The organism is Streptomyces sp. AMJ-169 (genome assembly GCF_055597585.1).
Genome location: NZ_JBVLTJ010000019.1, coordinates 76,256 through 93,764, shown reverse-complemented (window position 1 = coordinate 93,764; position 17,509 = coordinate 76,256). Strand labels below are relative to the sequence as shown.

Below are 17,509 nucleotides of genomic sequence, written 5' to 3'. Positions count from 1 at the left end.
GGACGAGAGCGGCCGCGCGCACGGTTCCCGGACCACCCCGCGGCTTCACGGGCCCAACTCTCCCTTCACCACCTTCCCACTGGCGTTCCTGGGCAATTCGGTGACAAACGCCACCGCCCTCGGCACCTTGTAATTGGCCATCTCCCGCCGTGCCCAGGCGATCAGATCGTCACCGGTGGTCACCGATCCGGGCCGCCGCACGACGTACGCTTTTCCCACCTCCCCAAGCCGGGCGTCCGGTATTCCGATGACCGCTACATCGCTTACGTCCGGATGTCCGCCCAGGAGTTGCTCGATCTCGGCCGGGTAGGCGTTGAAGCCGCCGACGATGAACATGTCCTTCAGCCGGTCCGTGATACGCAGATTCCCGGCCGCGTCCAGGACCCCCACATCGCCCGTTCTCAGCCAGCCGTCCGCCGTGACCGCCTGCCGGGTCGCCTCCTCGTCCTCGAAGTAGCCGCGCATCACGTTGAATCCGCGTACGTGGACCTCACCGGCCGTCCCTGGAGGGAGAGTTGTCCCCTCCGGTCCGGCGATCCGCACCTCCACCCCGGGGATCGCCCGCCCCGAGGTCGCCGCGACGACCCGCGCCGGATCGTCCCGGCGGCACATCGTGACGATCCCGCTCGCCTCCGAAAGCCCGTACGCGGTCAGGACGTTCGCCACCGCCAGCTCCGCGCGCAGCCGTTCGACCAGGCGCAGCGGTACGACGGCCGCGCCGGTCACCACGAGCCGCAGCGTCGACAGGTCGTGCGCGGCCCGCGCCGGGTGGTCGAGGAGGGCCTGGTGGAGGGCGGGCGGTCCGGGCAGGACGGTGATCCGCTCCGTCGCGATGTTCGCCAGCGCCGTCTCCACGTCGAACACCGGCTGCGGGACCATCGTCGCGCCGCGCGTGAGGCACGCGATGACGCCCGCCTTGTAACCGAATGTGTGGAAGAAGGGGTTGACGATGAGGTAGCGGTCCCCCGCGCGCAGTCCGGCCAGTTCGCTCCAGAGGTCGTAGCCGCGCAGGGTCTGGCCGTGGGTGATGACGGCTCCTTTGGGGCGGCCGGTGGTGCCGGAGGTGAAGACGATGTCGGAGGGGGTGTCCGGGGTCAACTGACTTTCCCTCACGCGGACTTCGGCGCCGCTCACGGCTCCACCGGCGGCGAGGAAGTCCTTCCAGGTGCGGAAGTCGGGCGGGGCGTCCTCGGCGAGGACGACGACGTGTTCCAGGACGGGAAGGGAGGGGAACGGACCGGGGGGCGACTCCCCGCCGGCCGCCGCGAGTCGGCCCGCCGCCCGCCGCAGCGCCGCCACGTACGACGTCCCCAGGAACGCCCCCGTCACGAACAGCAGCCGCGCGCCCGCCCGTTGGAGCACCTCCACCGCCTCCGCCCCCTTGAACCGCGTGTTCAACGGCACCAGCACCCCGCCCGCCGACACCGCGCCGAGCGAAGCGACGATCCAGTCCAGGGAGTTGGGCGCCCAGATCGCCACCCGGTCGCCGGTGCGCAGCCCGGCCGCGAGACAGGCCGCCGCCGCCCGCTCGACGCGCGCGCCCAGCCCGGCGTAGGTGACCCGGTGTCTGCCGTCCACGACGGCCTCGGCGGGGCCGTACCGCTCGGCCGCCGTACGGACCAGGGCGGGAACGCTCTGCCACTCCACCATGCCGGCCTCCCTGCACCACAGCTGACGGACCGTCAGATTAGCTGTAACCTGACGGGCTGTCAGCCGGGCTGATCGGGAGGGGAACATGGCCGGGTTCAAGGACGCCACCGCGATCGTGGGGATCGGGCAGACGCCGTTCGCCAGGCAACTCCCCCAGAGCGAGAGAGCGTTGGCCTGCCGGGCGGTGCTGGCCGCGCTGGACGACGCCGGGATCGAGCCCGGGGAGGTCGACGCGCTGGCCTCCTACACGATGGAGGAGACCGACGAGGTCGAGCTGGCGAAGGCGGTCGGCTTCGGGGACCTCACCTTCTTCGCCAAGTCCCCTTACGGCGGCGGCGGTTCCTGCGCGACGGTCGCCCACCTCGCGACCGCGATCGCCGCCGGCCAGGCCAGCGTGGGAGTCGCCTGGCGCTCCCGCAAACGCGGCAGCGGCCCCCGCCCCTGGACGAACACGACCGTCCAGCTCCCCACCCCCGCCCAGTGGACCCGCCCCTTCGGCCTGCTGCGCCCCGCCGACGAGATCGCGCTGCTGGCCCGCCGCCACATGCACGAGTACGGCACGACCCGCGACCACCTCTTCAACGTCGCCCTCGCCTGCCGCAACCGCGCCAACCAGAACCCGGCCGCGATCATGTACGACCGCCCGCTGACCCGCGAGCTGTACATGACGTCCCGCTGGATCAGCGAACCCCTCTGCCTCTTCGACAACTGCCTTGAGACGGACGGGGCGTTGGCGTGCGTGGTGGTCTCCGCCGAGCGCGCCCGGGACTGCCGCCGCCGCCCGGTGTACGTCCACTCCGCCGCGCAGGGCCTGCCCGCCCAGCACCACGGGATGGTCAACTACTGGACCGACGACCCGCTCACCGGCCCCTCCTGGGCGGCGGCCCGACACCTGTGGAAACACGCCGACTTCACCCCGGCGGACGTCCAAGTAGCCCAGATCTACGACGCGTTCACCCCCCTCGTCCCGCTCTCCCTGGAGGGCTACGGCTTCTGCGGGCGCGGCGAGGGCGGCCCGTTCACCGAGGGCGGCGCCCTGGAGACCGGCGGCCGGCTCCCCCTCAACACCGCGGGCGGCGGCCTCTCGGAGGCCTACGTGCACGGCTTCAACCTCATCAACGAGGGCGTACGGCAGCTGCGGGGCACCAGCACCGCGCAGGTCCCGGGGGCGGCGACCTGTCTCGTCACAGCGGGCGAGGGGGTCCCGACGTCGGCGCTGCTGCTCAGGACCAAGTAGGCCCCTCAGGAACCCGGGGTCGCCTCAGGAGGCCCGTTCTAAGGAGACCGGCACATGCTGCAACCGCTCACCGACCCCGACGGCGCCCCCTTCTGGGCCTACGCCGCTCAGGGCGAACTCCGCGTCCAGTCCTGCGCCGGCTGCGGAGAGCTCCGCTTCCCGCCCCGCCCGTGCTGCCCCAACTGCCGTTCGTTCGAGTCCGATTGGCGTCCCGTCTCCGGCCGGGGCCGCGTCTGGTCGTACGTCGTCCCGCACCCCCCGCTGCTGCCCGACTACGCGGCGCAGGCCCCCTACAACGTGGTCCTCGTCGAGTTGGACGACGCCCCGCGCATCCGGCTCGTCGGGAACGTGGTCAGCCAGGCGGGCGCGCCGCTCAACTCCGTTGCCCCGGAACGGATTCGGATCGGCGCCCGGGTCCGGGTCGTCTTCGCCGCGGGCGGGCTGCCTCAGTGGGTGCTCGCGTGAGTCCGCGGCTCGACGTCGACAAGGACACCGGGGTCGCCGTCGTCACCCTCGACCGGCCCGAGCGGCTCAACGCCATCGACGTGCCGACCGCCGCCCGACTGGCCGAGGTCTGGGGGCAGTTGCGGTTCGACGACGGCGTACGGGCCGTCGTCCTCACCGGCGAGGGCGGGCGGGCCTTCTGCACCGGGCTCGACCGGGACACCGTCGTGCGGCAGCCCAACTCGCCCTATATGCAGGACGATCCGCTGCTGCGGATCGGCCCGAAGTCCAACGACCTGTGGAAGCCGGTCATTTCGGCGGTGGAGGGGATGGCCTGCGGGGGTGCCTTCTATCTCCTCGGGGAGAGCGACTTCGTCATCGCCGGGGAGGGGGCCGAGTTCTTCGACGCGCACACCCCCTACGGGATGGTCAGCGCGTACGAGTCCGTCCTGCTCGCCGGCCGCGTCCCCTACGGGGAGGCCGCCCGCCTGATGCTGATGGGCACCGCCGAGCGGATGTCCGCGCGGCGGGCGTACGAGGTGGGGCTGGTGTCGGAGGTGACGGCGCCGGGAGGTGCGGCGGGGGCGGCCGTCGAGCGGGCGCGGGTGATCGCCGGGTATCCGCCGGCGGGGGTACAGGGGACGGTGCGGGCGCTGTGGGCCGGGCGGGAGGCGGCACTTGCCTCCGGGTACGCGCAGGCGCCGCATCTGATTGCGCTGGGGAATTTGCCGGGGGAGGAGCAGGGGAGGTTGTTCGGGGGGAGGGGGAGGGGGTTTCGGGTGCGGTGAGGGAGGGGGTCGGGGCTGAATAGGCGGGGCAGCCGCCTACTTAGGGGCGCGGGGCTGTGTCTGATTTGCGGCTACCGCCGCGTGGGCGCGACCAGCCACAACGGCGCCGCAGCCGACCGCTGACACGCCCCGGCGCCAGCCTATGCTCATGCACATGATCCAACACCGCACAGTAGAAGTGAACGGAATCCGCCTGCACGTCGCTGAGGCCGGCCAAGGTCCCCTGGTCGTTCTTCTGCACGGCTTCCCGGAGTCGTGGCACTCCTGGCGGCACCAGTTCGCCCCGCTCGTCGCCGCCGGCTTCCGGGTCGCGGCGCCGGACCAGCGCGGGTACGGCGGCAGCGACAAGCCGGCCGACGTCGAGTCGTACACGTTGATGCACCTCGCCGGGGACGTCGTCGGGCTCATCCACGCGCTCGGTGAGGAGCGGGCGTTCGTCGTCGGGCACGACTGGGGGGCGCCGGTCGCGTGGCACACCGCGCTGATCCGGCCGGACGTCGTGCGTGGGGTCGCCGGGCTCAGCGTCGCCCCTGCGCCGCGCGGGAACCGGGCTCCGCTGCCCGTCGTGGACGCCGCTTACGGGGGGCGGTTCTACTGGACGTACTTCAATCAAGTGGGCGTCGCCGACGAGGAGTTCGGGAAGGATCCGCGTACGGCGCTGCGGCGGTTCGTGTATGCGATGTCTGGGGAGGCGCCGGGTGAGCCGGGTATTCACCAGGCCCTCATCGAGCCCGGTACGCCCTGGATCGATCAGCTGCCTGAGCCGGCTCAACTCCCGGACTGGTTCAGTGAGGCGGATCTGGACGAGTTGGCTGCGGGGTACGCCGATGGGTTCACCGGGGCGCTGAACTGGTATCGGAACCTTGATCGGAACTGGGAGTTGTCCGCGGCGTGGCAGGGGGCGGGCATCACTCCGCCGTCGCTGTTCGTCTATGGGGATCGGGATCCTGTTGCGTATTTCCCGGGGACGCCTGAACTCATCGCCAAGTTGCCGGAGTTGGTGCCTGGGTTGCGGCGGCCTCCGGTTGTGTTGCCGGGGTGTGGGCATTGGACCCAGCAGGAGCGGCCCGGCGAGGTGAGCGAGTTGTTGGTGAGCTTCTTGACTGAGCTGCGGGCGGAGCAGGGGTAGCGCCTCAGGGGGTGGCGGGAGCTGTTGTCGGGCGGGTGCGGCGCCATTGTGGCTGGTCGCGCCCACGCGGCGGTAGCCGCAAATCAGACACAGCCCCGCGCCCCTTAGAAGGCGGCTGCGCCGCCTATCCATGCAGCCCCGCATCCCTTAAGGACCTCGCCCCCAAGGGCCCTCTCAAGAGCGCCCGCCCCCTAAGGGCACCCTCCCCCTAGGGGACCCCAGCCCTTAAGGGCACCCCCGCTCCCAGCTCCCCCCTCACACCGCCCTAGCCGTCCCCGTCCCCTTCTCCGCATCCAACGCATACACACACCGATCCTTACTGCACGCATACACCACCCCATCCCTCACCACCGGCGACCCCGTGATCTCGCCCCCCGTCGCCAGCTTCCACCGCAACCGCCCGTCATCCGCCTTCAACGTGTACAACAGCGAATCCGTCGACCCGAAATGGATCCGCCCCTCCGCCACCGCCGGCGACCCCACGATGTCCCCGCCCGCCTGGAACCGCCACTTCGGCGTCCCGGTCACCGCGTCCAGGGTGTACAGGCCCTTCCCGCTCCCCACGTGCACATGCCCACCCGCCACCAGCACCGGCTCCACCGACCCCCGTGCCTCGGTCGCGATGCGCCAGCGGTCGCGGCCGTCGGTGGCGTCGAGGGCGTAGACCGTGCCCAAGTAGTCGGCCAGGTACACGCCCCCGCCCGCGACCGCCGGACCCGGTACGAAGGCCGGCGGGGACAGGAAGGCCGCCGGGGCCTCGAAGTGCCAGCGGACCATGCCGCTCGCGATGTCGACGGCGAGGACGCGGGTCCCGGCGGAGACGTACACGTTGCCGTCCTGGGCGGGGGTGACCCGTACGGGAACCCCGCCGCAGGAGGCCGCGTCCCCTACGGGATACGACCAGCGTTCCTCACCCGTACGGGCCTCAAGGGCGCGCAGGCGGGCGTCCTGCCAGACGTAGACGGTGCCCTCGTGCAGGACGGGACCGGCCTCGGGGGCCTCGAAGTCGGTCTGGCAGCCGGTGATCTCCCAGAGCTTCTGGCCGTTGGACGCCTCCCAGCCCTGGGCGCCGCCGCCGCGCGTGCCGGTGACGACGGTGCCGCGGCCGGCGCGCAGCGCGTACACCCACGCGTCGGTGGGCAGCCGCCACAGGTCGGTGCCCTCGCGGGCGTCGAGGGCGAAGAGGGTGGGGCCGTCGGAGGCGTGCACGCGGCCGTCGGAGACCGCCATCGACCAGGCGACGTCCCGCGTCTTGAAACGGCGCCGGCCGGTCGCGACGTCGAGCGCGTGCACCTCGAAGGACGTGACGTAGACGAGGTCGCCGTCGACCGCCGGGGTCCCCCAGACGTCGTTCGACATCCGGAACCGCCAGGGGCGCCACCCGGGCGGCGTCTCCACCGGGCCGGGCTGCGGCTGCGGGGCGGGCGCGGGCACCGGCAGCGCGAAGTCTCCCGCCCGCACCCGCGTCCAGGAGGCGACGAGCCCCGGTTCGGGCGCGGGGGCGCGGACGGCGGCGGTCGCCCGGATGTCGGCGATGCGCGGGCCGGGCCCGATGGGTACGGCGGCCCCGGCCAGCCGCACCGGACCGGCGTCGGGGGCGCCGATCGGGACGGGCAGCGGCGCGGGGACGACGGGGTCGTGCGAGGGCGGCGGCGGAACGGCCGGCCGCAGCTGGACCCCGCCCCCGCCGCGCCCCCCGGCCGGCGCGGGCGGCAGCGCCGTACGGCCGCCCCGGCGGCCCTCTATGAGGGCGACGGCCTTCTCGGGGAGCCACGCGGACGCGGTGCCGCTGTCGTCGGTGCCGGAGCCGAACAGGTGGGGGGCGAGCTGGGCCTGGAGGTCGGCCGGGCCGGGGCGGGCGGTGGCCTCCATCTGCATGCAGGACTCGATGAGCGGGCGCAGCTCCTCGGGCAGGCCCTCCAGGTCGGGGCCCTCGCGCAGCAGCATGAAGACGGTCTCGACCGGGTTCGCGCCGTGGAACGGCGGATGGCCGGTGGCCGCGAAGACGAGCATCGAGCCGAGCGAGAAGACGTCGCTGGCGCCGGTGACGCTGCGGGAGTCCTTGGCCTGCTCGGGCGACATGTAGGCGGGGGTGCCGACGGCGACGTTCGTCATGGTCAGGCGGGTGTTGGAGACGCCGGAGGCGATACCGAAGTCGATCACCCGGGGGCCGTCCTCGACGACGAGGACGTTGGAGGGTTTCAGGTCGCGGTGCACGAGCCCGGCGCTGTGGATGGACTGGAGCGCCTCGGCGACCCCGGCGGCGAGCCAGCGCACGGCCTGGGCCGGCAGCGGCCCGCAGTCGTTCACTATCTCTTCGAGGGAGGGCGCGGGCACGTACGCGGTGGCCAGCCACGGCACGGCCGCGCGCGGGTCGGCGTCGACGACGGCCGCCGTGTAGAAGCCGCTGACCGCGCGGGCCGCCTCGACCTCGCGGGTGAAGCGGACGCGGAAGAGCTGGTCCTCGGCCAGCTCGGTGCGCACCGTCTTGATGGCGACCCGCCGCCCCGACGCCGAGCGCGCCAGATAGACCAGCCCCATGCCGCCGGCCCCCAGCCGTCCCAGCACCTCGAACGGCCCGATCCGGCGCGGATCGTGCTGCGTCAGCTGATCCACCATTTGCCTGCCACCTCCCCGTACGGGCCGCGTCAAGCCACGTTGTCTCGCGGCCCCGTGCAGCGTCTCACCACCGCACCGCCATGGCGGCACGCACCCCGATTCTTCCTGGCCGGGCGGCTGGTTGCGAACCCGGTGATATATGGGGTGTCACTTTATCTATCAGGACATAGCGGCCGACCGGTCATCGAACCGGCACGTCAGAAGCCGTCCGGCGGTGCCGGAATCGGCACGCCTCAGCGTTGCAGCAGCGCGAAGGAGGCGCCCTGATTGTCCGATACGACGGCGACGACGCCGTAGGAGGTGGAGAACGGCCCCGCCTGCACCCGCCCGCCGAGCCGGACGACGGTGCCGAGGGCGGCGGCGCAGTCCTCGACGCCGAAGTGGACGAGGAAGTGCGGGGGCATCTCGGCGGGGAAGACGTCGGTGACGGGGGCGCGGCCGAAGTCGGGGCGGGCGCCGGGGCCGAAGAGGGCGTCGTGGAAGAGGCCGCCGTAGAAGTCGTTCACGGCGTCGGTGTCGCGGGCGTACAGCTCGGCCCAGGCGAAGGTGCCCGGGGTGTGGCGGGCGCCGAAGCCGGGGTGGCGGCCGGCCTGCCAGAGCCCGAAGACGGCGCCCTCGGGGTCGGTGACCAGGGCGGCGGTGCCGTGCCGGGCGACGGGGAAAGGCGCCATGAGGACCTGGCCGCCGACGGAGACGATCCGCCCGGCGGTGCGGCGCAGGTCGGGGGTGGCGAAGTAGACGGTCCACACGGTGGGCATACGGCCGTCGGTCTTGTGCGCGAGGGCGGCGACGGGGGCGCCGCCCTTGTACGCCCACAGTGCGGCGCCGGAGCCGGGAATTCCGGGGTCGTCAGGGCGGTCGGGGTCCTCGAAGGTCCACCCGAAAAGCTCCCCGTAGAACCGCCTGCCGGCGTCCACGTCGGGGAGCTGGGCGTCGACCCAGCAGGGGACGCCCTCTCCGTACACCGATGCCCTGTTTTCGGCCATGTGCACAAAGTAACCGCGCGGCCCGCACCGCGCAGACCAGGGAGACCATCCTCACAGCCCGGGGTGCACCCCATTTGGATCGGCCGAATCGCGCTCCGATCACCCCTCGGTAAGCTGACGGCATGACAGGACAAGTGCGTACCGTCGACGGCCGCGTAGCCGGTCGGCGTGGGCAGGCCACGCGGCAGAAGCTGCTGGACTGCCTCAGCGAGATGCTCAGCTCCTCTCCCTACCGGGACGTCAAGGTCATCGATGTCGCCCGGAAGGCGGGTACTTCGCCCGCGACCTTCTACCAGTACTTCCCGGACGTCGAAGGCGCCGTCCTGGAGATCGCCGAGCAAATGGCCGCGGAGGGAGCCGGGTTGACCGAGCTCCTGGAGGGCCGCTCGTGGGTCGGCAAGGCCGGCTGGCAGACGGCGCAGGAACTCGTGGACGGATTCCTGGAGTTCTGGCGGTCCAACGAGGCGATCCTGCGCGTCGTGGACCTCGGGGCCGCCGAGGGCGACAAGCGCTTCTACAAACTCCGGATGAAGATCCTCAATTCGGTGAACAACTCCCTCGCGGACGCGGTCGCCGAGCTCCAGTCCAAGGGCAAGGTCGACAAGGACGTGAACCCGGCGGCGGTCGCCGGCTCGCTCGTCGCGATGCTCGCCGCCGTCGCCTCGCACCAGAAAGGATTCACCAGCTGGGGTGTGAAGCAGGCCGAACTCAAGCCGAACCTGGCCCTGTTGGTGTACCTCGGCGTCACCGGCAAGAAGCCGACCAAGTAGGGCGGCACCGAACCAGCCGACGGCAAGCAGCCCGGCATCGGCGAGGCCGGCGTCCAGTCCTGACTCGTCCTGTCTTCACGGGCGGCGGTCCACCGGGGGGTGGCTGCCGCCCGTTGCCGTTGCGGTGATCCGGAACAGCCGGATCCGCCGGTCGATCCGGGCCTGGTACTCCGTGTACGGGGGCCAGAGCGCGATCGCCCGCTGCCAGGCCGCCGCTCGCTCCTCCCCCGCCAACAGCCGTGCGGTGACCGGGATTTCGCTGCCCTTCCAGCTGATCTCGGCGTGCGGGTGGGCGATGAGGTTGGCGGTCCAGGCGGGATGTCCGGTGCGGCCGAAGTTGGAACCGACGAGGAGCCAGGCGGATGGGGTCTGGGACTCTTCCGGTTTCTCGGGGAGGCAGGCGAGCGGAGTCCTGCGGTCAACTCCACTGCGGGCACCGGTGGTTGTCAGGATCGCCCCGGGCAGCATCAGCGCGCTGAGCAGCACCTTCCCACGCGTCATCCGGTGCACGGCCCGGTCGAGGGGCGGCACCCACAAAGGCGCCAGCCTGCCGAACGCCTTGGTGGACGAGACCCGTTGGACCAGCCGCATTGTGACGTGACTCACGTACCAACCTCCAGTAGCCGGGCCGCCCGCGCCCGCAGCAGATGCGCGGGCCCGAAGAGCAGCGCATCCCCTGTGGCCCGCTTGAAGTAGAGATGCGCGTCGTGCTCCCAAGTGAACCCGATCCCCCCGTGCAGCTGAATCCCTTCCGCGGCGGCCAGTTGGAAGGCGTCCAGCGCGCAGGCCAGGGCGAGCCCGCCCACCTGCTCCCCCCGCGCCGAGGCCCAGGCGGCGTAGTAGGCGGCCGACCGGGCGGCCTGCAACTGGACGTACACATCGGCCAGTCGGTGCTGCACGGCCTGGAACTCCCCGACCGCCCGCCCGAACTGCACGCGCTGCTTGACGTGTTGCACGGTCAGCTCCAGCACCCGCCCCGCGCCCCCGACGGCCTCGCAGGCGAGATGGGCGGCGACGAGATCACCGACGGCGGCGAGGGCGGGCAGGACGTCGACGTCCTCGCCGAGCAACTCCCCCGGACTGTCCCGCAGTTGCACACGCCCGAGGGAGCGGGTCGGGTCGAGGGAGGTCAGCCGGGCGCGTACGACTCCGGGGGCGTCCCCGCGTACGGCGAACAGCCGCACCCGCGACCGGGCGAACCCTCCGCAGTGGGCGGCAACCAGGAGCAGCCCGGCGCGGTGCCCGTCGAGCACGGGGCCGGCCTCCCCGTAGAGCCGCCAGCCGCCGTCCGCGACCGGCCGGGCCTGCACTCCCCCGGACCGCCCGCCGCCGGCCCAGTCACCGTCGTTCCCGCAGGTCAGCGCGAGGGCGGCCAGGGGGGCGGCGAGGGTCGCGGTGAGCTGGCCCGAGGCGACGCGGGGCAAGAAGGCGGAGCGCTGGGCGGGGGTGCCGAGCCGCGTCAGCAGGGGGGCGGCGAGGACGGCGGTGGCCAGGAGCGGGGAGGGGACCAGGGAGCGGCCCAATTCCTCTCCGGCGAGGGCGAGTTCGAGGGGGCCGCAGCCGACGCCGCCGTACTCCTCGGGCAACGCGAGGCCGGGGAGGCCGAGTTGGCCGGCGAGGGCCGACCAGAGGGCCGGGTCGTGACCGGCCGGGGTGCCGACGGCGGCGCGCACCTCGGCGGAGCCGCAGCGCTTGGCGAGGAGTTCGCGGACGGTGTGCTGGATCTCGCGCTGCTCGGCGGTGAGACCGGCGTCCATGGGGCCTCCAGGTGATCTGACGGTCCGTCATATCAAAACCCCGGGCCATACAGAAGAGAAGGGATCTGATGTACCGTCAGATCCATGCTGTCTCGCAAGGTGGCGATAGTGGGCGCGGCCCTCTCCGACTGCGGGCGCCTCGACGACACGACCCCCTACGCCCTGCACGCCCAGGCGGCCCGCCGGGCGCTGGCGGACGCGGGTCTGGACCGGGCGCGCATCGACGGCTTCGCCTCGGCGGGCCTCGGCACGCTCGCCCCGGTCGAGGTCGCCGACTACCTCGGCCTGCGCCCGACTTGGGTCGACTCGACCTCGGTCGGCGGCTCGACCTGGGAGGTGATGGCGGCGCACGCGGCCGACGCGATCGCCGCCGGGCACGCCAACGCCGTTCTGCTGGCGTACGGTTCGACCGCGCGGGCGGACGTACGGGCGGGCCGGCGGACCGGGACGCTCGCGTTCGGGGGCCGGGGGCCGAGTCAGTTCGAGGTGCCGTACGGGGCGACGCTGATCGCGAAGTACGCGCTGGCGGCGCGTCGGCACATGGTCGAATTCGGCACGACGGCCGAGCAGTTGGCGTCGGTGGCGGTGCGGGCGCGGGCGAACGCGGCGCTGAATCCGGAGGCGATGTTCCGGACCCCGATCACGGTGGACGACGTCCTGGCCGGCGAGCCGATCGCGGAGCCGTTCACCAAGCTGCACTGCTGCATCCGGTCCGACGGGGGCGCGGCGGTGCTGCTGGCGGCGGAGGAGTATGTGCGGGACTGCCGGTCAACTCCGGTGTGGGTGCTGGGCAGTGGGGAGTACGTCTCGCACGCGAGCCTGTCGGAGTGGGAGGACTTCACGGTGTCGCCGGCGGCGGTGAGCGGGCGGCTCGCCTTTGCACGGGCGGGAGTTGGGCCGGGCGAGATGGACTTCGCGCAGGTCTACGACGCGTTCACCTATATGACGCTGGTGACGCTGGAGGATCTGGGGTTCTGTGCGAAGGGGGAGGGCGGGGCGTTCGTCGAGGAGCGGTTCGGGGGGCTGCCGGTGAACACCGACGGGGGCGGGCTCTCGGCTCAACACCCGGGGATGCGGGGGCTGTTCCTCCTGGTGGAGGCGGTGCGGCAGCTGCGGGGGGAGGCGGGGGCGCGGCAAGTGACGGGCAGGGACGGTCAGTTGCCCCGGCTGGGGGTGGCGTCGGGCACCGGGGGCTGGTTCTGCTCGTCGGGGACGGTGGTGCTGGGCCGTTAGCGGGCCGCGCTGATCCGCTGGGTGCCGATGACGGACAGGAGCTTGAGCCGGTCGGCGGCCTCGGAGCCCGGGGCGGCGGTGTAGGCGACGATGCGCAGGTCGCTGCCGGGGACGGTGAGGACGTCGCAGTCCAGGGAGAAGGTGCCGACCTCGGGATGGGTGACGGCCTTGGCGTGGTGGCCGTGGGTGGCGACGGCCCCGCTGTCCCAGAGCTGGGCGAAACACGGTGCGGCGGCGCGCAGTTCGCGCACCAGGGTGTGCAGTTCGGCGTCGTCGGCGTAGCGGGCCGAGGCCGCGCGCAGGTCGGTGACGAGGGCCGTCTGGAACTGGGTCTTCTGCTGCGGGTCGAGCCGGAAGCGGGACGGCGCCTTGGTGAACTGCCGCCAGGCGACGTTGCGTTCACGTCCCCGGCAGCTGGAGGGGTCGCCGTACAGGGCGGCGAACAGGGGGTTCCACAGCCGCATGTTCCAGGCCGCGTCGTAGACGCTCAGCGGGGCGCCGTCGAGCTGGTCGAGGATGCGGCGGACGCTGGGCGGGATGTGGGTGCAGACCTGTCCGTGCCCCGGGGCGGCCTGCCCCGCGAGGACGTACAGATGCTCGCGTTCGGCGCGGGTGAGGCGCAGCGCGCGGGCGAGGGCGGAGAGGACCTGCGGCGAGGGGGCCGTGGAGCGCCCCTGCTCCAGCCGCACGACGTAGTCGACGGAGAGCCCCGCGAGCAGCGCCAGCTCCTCCCGCCGCAGCCCGGCGGCCCGCCGCACCCCGCCGGAGGGCAGCCCCGCCTCCTCCGGCGCCATCCGGTCGCGCCAGCCGCGCAGGGCCTTGCCGAGGTCATTCATGGGTCCAGTATCCGGCGGGGGCGCCGGAACAGCCTGGTACTGCGAGTCCCTAGGCAGCGGGGGGCACTGTCTGTGACGGGGCGGGAGGCGCAGGGTGAGGGGGACCGACTTTTTCTCCTGCTAGGGAGCCCTCCATGACGACGACCCTGATCACCGGCGCGAACAAGGGCCTGGGCTACGAGACGGCCCGCCGCCTCATCGCGGACGGCCACACGGTGTACATCGGCGCCCGGGACACCGGACGCGGCCTCAAGGCGGCCGAACTCCTGGGCCCGCAGGCCAAGTTCGTCCAGCTGGACGTGACCGACGAGGACTCCGTGGAGGCGGCGGCGGAGTTCGTGCGCGAGGACGCCGGCGCGCTGGACGTCCTCGTCAACAACGCGGGGATCGTGAACCGGCACGTGCTGGGCCGGGTCGGGGACGTGACCGCCGCCGACATGCTGCGCGTCTACGACGTCAACGTCTTCGGCGTCGTACGCGTGACCCGTGCGTTCCTGCCGCTGCTGGCGGCGGGCGGGGTGGTGGTGAACGTGGGCAGCGGGCTCGGGTCCCGGGCGGCCGTGACCGATCCGTCGCGGCAGGAGTTCGGGGTGGAGGTGCTGGACTACAACTCCTCGAAGACCGCGCTGGTGATGCTGACGGTGCAGTACGCGAAGGCGTACCCCGGGATCCGGTTCAACGTGGTCGACCCCGGCTATACGGCGACGGACATCAATGACAACCGGGGGACACAGCCCGTGGAGGCGGGCGCGGAGGTCATCGTACGGATGGCGTCGATCGGGGTGGACGGCCCGACGGGCGGGTACTTCGACAACTCGGGTGTGGCTGCCTGGTAGTTGGTGCCGCTCGGGACTTCCCGGCCAGGCTTTACGCTGCGGCGGGGGTCAGATACTCGGCGGCCTGTTTGCGGGGCAGCACGGCCCACATCCGGGTCCCGCCGAGCTCGGCGCCGCCGTCGATCCCCCACTCGCCGTCGCAGTTCTGCACGACCCCGTCGAGCACGGTGAGCACCCCGCACCGGTGGCTGTCGCAGGCCTCGCTGAGCGGGGTGCTGGTGTGCCGGGGGTGATCGTCGAAGAGGGTGACGCGGAGCAGCCCCTCGCGGTAGCTGAGCGACACGTACACCTCCCCTTCGGCGGCGAACCGGCAGGCGCAGGCGGTGAGTTCACTGACGACCTGGACGGCGGCGTCGGCCATCTCCGCGAGGTTGTGCACCTCCAGGATCGTGCGGGTGGCGTACCTGGCGATGCCCGGGGACTGGAAGCCGGCGGGGAGGGTGAAGCTGTAGCGGAGGGCGGCGGGGTCGGCGGGGACGTAGGGGAGGTCGGCGGGGTCGGACTTGGGGGAATTACAGACTCCGTCGGCGGGGTCTTCGAGGTACATGGCAACTCCGTTTCTGTGCAGGGGGGATGGGGGGAGAGTGGGTGTGATTCAGGGTGGGTTGGACTGGTTGCGGCTCTGTAACTGAGCCATGACCGAATGTAGGGACAGCGGCTACATCGTGTCTACTGGTTCGCCAATAATTGCCACCAACGAGTTGGACGGGGCTATCCTCCCGGCGGCAGACTTGGAGCGACCACACGCGTAAGGGGGCAGCATGGGCACGAGACGAACGCCGACCCAGCGGCAGAGGCGTCTGGGGATGGAGCTGCGCAAGATGCGGATAGCAGCCGACATCACCACCGAGTACGCCGCAGGGATCCTTGGCGTCGACCGCACCAAGCTGTCCAACATGGAGTCGGGGATCCGGGTGTTCCCCGCCGATCCGATCCGTACGCTGGCCTGCAACTACGACTGCACGGACGAGAGTTACGTCAACGCGCTGATCGCGATGGCGGAGCACAAGGAACGGGGTTGGTGGGAGGAGTACCGGGGAACGCTGCCCGCCGGACTGCTGGACATCGCGGAGCTGGAGTGGCACGCGGCGCGCATGTGCGTGGTCCAGTTCATGCACCCGCCGGGGCTGCTCCAGACCGAGGAGTACGCGCGCGGCATCTTCGGCGCCGGGCTGATCCCGATCAGCCGCCTGGAGATCGAGCTGCGGGTCGCCCATCGCCTGGCCAGGCAGCAGATCTTCGACCGGCCCGGTCCGGCCGCCTTCACCGCCTACATCCACGAAACCGCTCTGCGGATGCGCTTCGGCAGCATCGAAGCCACCCGGAACCAACTCACCCACCTCATCGAGCAGTCCGAACGCGACTGCATCGAGATCCGTGTCATCCCGATGACCGTCATCGACTTCCCCGGCGCCGGGCACACCATGCTGTACGCCGACGGACCCGTCCCCCAGCTCGACACCGTGCAGCTGGACTCCACGAGCGGCCCCGTATTCGCCGACGCGGATGCCCAACTCGCGAAGTACCGTGCACACATGAGCTGGATGGACACCGCAGCCCTGTCACCGGCGGCCTCGCGCGACTTCATCCTTACTGTTGCCCGAGAACTTTAAGGATCACCATGCACAGCGACATCACCTGGGAAGAGCCCTTCTGTCAAGAGGGCTCCGCCTGCTTCCGCCTGGGCACGGACCCCTCAGGCAACGCCTACATCGCAGTGGCCGGCCAGGAGGACACCCCCCTCATGGACACCCAAGAATCCCTCCGCGCCCTGATCCTCGAAATCAAGGCGGGTAAGGCGGACCACCTCCTCTGAAACAGCTCCGGCGGCGGCCTGAACAGAGCCGCACCGAACAGACCGCCGCCCCAGAGCATCAAGAGGCCCCCGCGTCCCAAAAGGCCCCGCCGACTTTCCGCAACCCCGGCAACCTTTGACGCCCCTGTGGAGACTGATGTGTCGGACCCGTCCGTCGGAGATCGGCGGAACCCCGACCGAAGGACGTACCCGTGGCACACCGCTCCCATCGACGCCGTACCGGGCGTGTACGACAGCCCCGCCGTCACCCGGCCCTCATACCCGGCGCCGCCCTCGCCGCCGTGGCCGTCGCCGTCTCGCTGGTGGTGGCGTTCCGGCCGGACTCGGGCGGGGCGGCGCAGGCCGGTGCGGGGACCGTCGTAGAGGCTCAGGGGTCTCCGGCGGCCTCGCCCTCCGCACCCCCGTCCACCCCGAACAGCCCCTCCCCCAGCGCCGCCACACCCTCCTCGCCCCCTAAGGGCAGCCCCGAGGCACCCCGCACATCCGCCCCGCCGGCCCCCCAGAGCCAAAGCGGCCAAAGCAGCGGGAACGGCGGGAGCAACAGCCAGGCCAGCGGCACCAGCCAGGCCGGCGGCAACACCGCCTCCGGCGGCAGCAAAGGCAGCTCCGGCACCAGCTCCGCCCCCCTCGCCACCCGCATCAAACCCGGCACCACCTACAAGGGCGTCGCCACCTCCTACGACGTCGGCGACGGCAACGGCGCCTGCTCCTTCGGCCCGACCGGCGACACCATGACCGCCGCCATGAACACCGCCGACTACGAGACCTCCAAGGCCTGCGGCGCGTACATCCGCGTCCGGGCCGGCGCCGCCGCCATCACCGTACGCATCACCAACGAATGCCCCGCCCCCTGCGCACCCGGTCAACTCGACCTGAGTCACGCGGCGTTCGAGAAGCTCGCGGATCTGTCCGTGGGGCGGATCGCGATCACGTGGAGCCTGGTCAGCCCGGGTCTGTCGGACACCGTCTCCGTGCGGTACAAGGTCGGGTCCAGCCAGTACTGGTGCGGGATCCAGGTCATCGGGCACCGCAACCCCGTCGCCCGGCTGGAGGTCCGCAGCGGCGGCGGCTGGAAGGCGCTGGACCGGGCCGAGTACAACTTCTTCCTCTCCGAGCAGGGCGTGGGCTGCGGCGCGGCGATCAGGATCACGGACATCTACGGGCAGCAGCTGATCACCCCCGCGCTCCCGGTCCGCCCGGACACCGTCCAGCGCACCTCCCTCCAGTTCACCCAGCGCTGACCAGACTCTTACCCGCAGGCCAGGGCAGGTATTTGCGTATTAACGCAATAAGGTGGCAGACTCGTCGCGACGGAACCCGTCTGCGCGCGACCGGCGCCGGACGGGCACAGCCCAGTACGACGGCACAGCCCGAGTACACGGATCCAGCACGTGGGTCCAGCACACGG

At 71.8% G+C, this 17,509-nt stretch carries 17 protein-coding genes; 10 read left to right on the top strand and 7 right to left on the bottom strand.

Going from position 1 to position 17,509, the window contains the following annotated elements; genetic code table 11:
• Nucleotides 1-45: 45 nt before the first annotated feature.
• Nucleotides 46-1,650 carry a FadD3 family acyl-CoA ligase gene (locus ACYUD3_RS34420; protein WP_470978955.1) on the bottom strand — a complete coding sequence of 535 codons (1,605 nt, stop codon included), beginning with the start codon at nt 1,648-1,650 and terminating at the stop codon, nt 46-48.
• Nucleotides 1,651-1,735: 85 nt separating this feature from the next.
• On the opposite strand from ACYUD3_RS34420, the gene ACYUD3_RS34415 reads away from it, so the two are divergent.
• The 4 genes from ACYUD3_RS34415 (at nt 1,736) to ACYUD3_RS34400 (ending at nt 5,248) form a co-directional block, all read left to right on the top strand.
• Nucleotides 1,736-2,887: a lipid-transfer protein gene (locus ACYUD3_RS34415; protein WP_470978952.1), complete on the top strand. Its 1,152-nt coding sequence runs from the start codon at nt 1,736-1,738 to the stop codon at nt 2,885-2,887.
• A 54-nt stretch (nt 2,888-2,941) separates the two neighbouring features.
• Nucleotides 2,942-3,352, top strand: coding sequence for a Zn-ribbon domain-containing OB-fold protein (locus ACYUD3_RS34410; protein ID WP_470978949.1), 411 nt, complete (start codon nt 2,942-2,944; stop codon nt 3,350-3,352).
• On the top strand, nt 3,349-4,119 hold the full coding sequence (locus tag ACYUD3_RS34405) for an enoyl-CoA hydratase/isomerase family protein (RefSeq protein WP_470978946.1): 771 nt from the start codon (nt 3,349-3,351) through the stop codon (nt 4,117-4,119). The genes ACYUD3_RS34410 and ACYUD3_RS34405 overlap by 4 nt, the downstream gene beginning before the upstream one ends.
• A gap of 154 nt (nt 4,120-4,273) precedes the next feature.
• On the top strand, nt 4,274-5,248 hold the full coding sequence (locus ACYUD3_RS34400; RefSeq protein ID WP_470979008.1) for an alpha/beta fold hydrolase: 975 nt from the start codon (nt 4,274-4,276) through the stop codon (nt 5,246-5,248).
• A gap of 255 nt (nt 5,249-5,503) precedes the next feature.
• Here the strand turns inward: ACYUD3_RS34400 and afsK are convergent, their stop codons facing one another.
• A complete protein-coding gene (gene afsK, locus ACYUD3_RS34395) occupies nt 5,504-7,867 on the bottom strand; it encodes a protein serine/threonine kinase AfsK (protein WP_470978943.1) in 2,364 nt (787 codons plus the stop codon).
• Between the two features lie 233 nt (nt 7,868-8,100).
• Entirely contained in the window at nt 8,101-8,853 is a 753-nt protein-coding gene (kbpA, locus tag ACYUD3_RS34390) for an AfsK-binding protein KbpA (RefSeq protein WP_470978940.1), read from the bottom strand.
• A gap of 134 nt (nt 8,854-8,987) precedes the next feature.
• Here kbpA and ACYUD3_RS34385 point away from each other — a divergent pair, with 134 nt between their 5' ends.
• Nucleotides 8,988-9,623 carry a TetR family transcriptional regulator gene (locus ACYUD3_RS34385; protein WP_470979005.1) on the top strand — a complete coding sequence of 212 codons (636 nt, stop codon included), beginning with the start codon at nt 8,988-8,990 and terminating at the stop codon, nt 9,621-9,623.
• 75 nt (nt 9,624-9,698) lie between these two features.
• Here the strand turns inward: ACYUD3_RS34385 and ACYUD3_RS34380 are convergent, their stop codons facing one another.
• The gene (locus tag ACYUD3_RS34380; protein ID WP_470979002.1) at nt 9,699-10,214 is read right to left on the bottom strand and encodes a nitroreductase family deazaflavin-dependent oxidoreductase; all 516 of its coding nucleotides are present in this window, start codon (nt 10,212-10,214) and stop codon (nt 9,699-9,701) included.
• Nucleotides 10,215-10,225: 11 nt separating this feature from the next.
• A complete protein-coding gene (locus ACYUD3_RS34375; protein WP_470978937.1) occupies nt 10,226-11,380 on the bottom strand; it encodes an acyl-CoA dehydrogenase family protein in 1,155 nt (384 codons plus the stop codon).
• An 84-nt stretch (nt 11,381-11,464) separates the two neighbouring features.
• Here ACYUD3_RS34375 and ACYUD3_RS34370 point away from each other — a divergent pair, with 84 nt between their 5' ends.
• Nucleotides 11,465-12,613, top strand: a complete 1,149-nt coding sequence (locus ACYUD3_RS34370; RefSeq protein ID WP_470978934.1) for a thiolase C-terminal domain-containing protein — start codon at nt 11,465-11,467, stop codon at nt 12,611-12,613.
• Here the strand turns inward: ACYUD3_RS34370 and ACYUD3_RS34365 are convergent.
• Nucleotides 12,610-13,449 carry a helix-turn-helix transcriptional regulator gene (locus ACYUD3_RS34365; RefSeq protein WP_470978931.1) on the bottom strand — a complete coding sequence of 280 codons (840 nt, stop codon included), beginning with the start codon at nt 13,447-13,449 and terminating at the stop codon, nt 12,610-12,612. The genes ACYUD3_RS34370 and ACYUD3_RS34365 overlap by 4 nt on opposite strands.
• Nucleotides 13,450-13,583: 134 nt before the next feature.
• On the opposite strand from ACYUD3_RS34365, the gene ACYUD3_RS34360 reads away from it, so the two are divergent.
• Nucleotides 13,584-14,285 carry an SDR family NAD(P)-dependent oxidoreductase gene (locus tag ACYUD3_RS34360; protein WP_470978928.1) on the top strand — a complete coding sequence of 234 codons (702 nt, stop codon included), beginning with the start codon at nt 13,584-13,586 and terminating at the stop codon, nt 14,283-14,285.
• Nucleotides 14,286-14,316: 31 nt separating this feature from the next.
• Here the strand turns inward: ACYUD3_RS34360 and ACYUD3_RS34355 are convergent, their stop codons facing one another.
• The gene (locus ACYUD3_RS34355; protein WP_470978925.1) at nt 14,317-14,832 is read right to left on the bottom strand and encodes an ATP-binding protein; all 516 of its coding nucleotides are present in this window, start codon (nt 14,830-14,832) and stop codon (nt 14,317-14,319) included.
• 214 nt (nt 14,833-15,046) lie between these two features.
• Between ACYUD3_RS34355 and ACYUD3_RS34350 the strand changes: the two genes are divergently transcribed.
• From ACYUD3_RS34350 to ACYUD3_RS34340, 3 genes are all read left to right on the top strand, one after another.
• Nucleotides 15,047-15,898, top strand: a complete 852-nt coding sequence (locus ACYUD3_RS34350; protein WP_470978922.1) for a helix-turn-helix domain-containing protein — start codon at nt 15,047-15,049, stop codon at nt 15,896-15,898.
• 8 nt (nt 15,899-15,906) lie between these two features.
• Nucleotides 15,907-16,101 (top strand): hypothetical protein, encoded by a 195-nt coding sequence (locus ACYUD3_RS34345; RefSeq protein WP_470978919.1) that lies wholly within the window; start codon nt 15,907-15,909, stop codon nt 16,099-16,101.
• A gap of 191 nt (nt 16,102-16,292) precedes the next feature.
• Nucleotides 16,293-17,342 (top strand): expansin EXLX1 family cellulose-binding protein, encoded by a 1,050-nt coding sequence (locus tag ACYUD3_RS34340; RefSeq protein ID WP_470978916.1) that lies wholly within the window; start codon nt 16,293-16,295, stop codon nt 17,340-17,342.
• Nucleotides 17,343-17,509 lie beyond the last annotated feature (167 nt).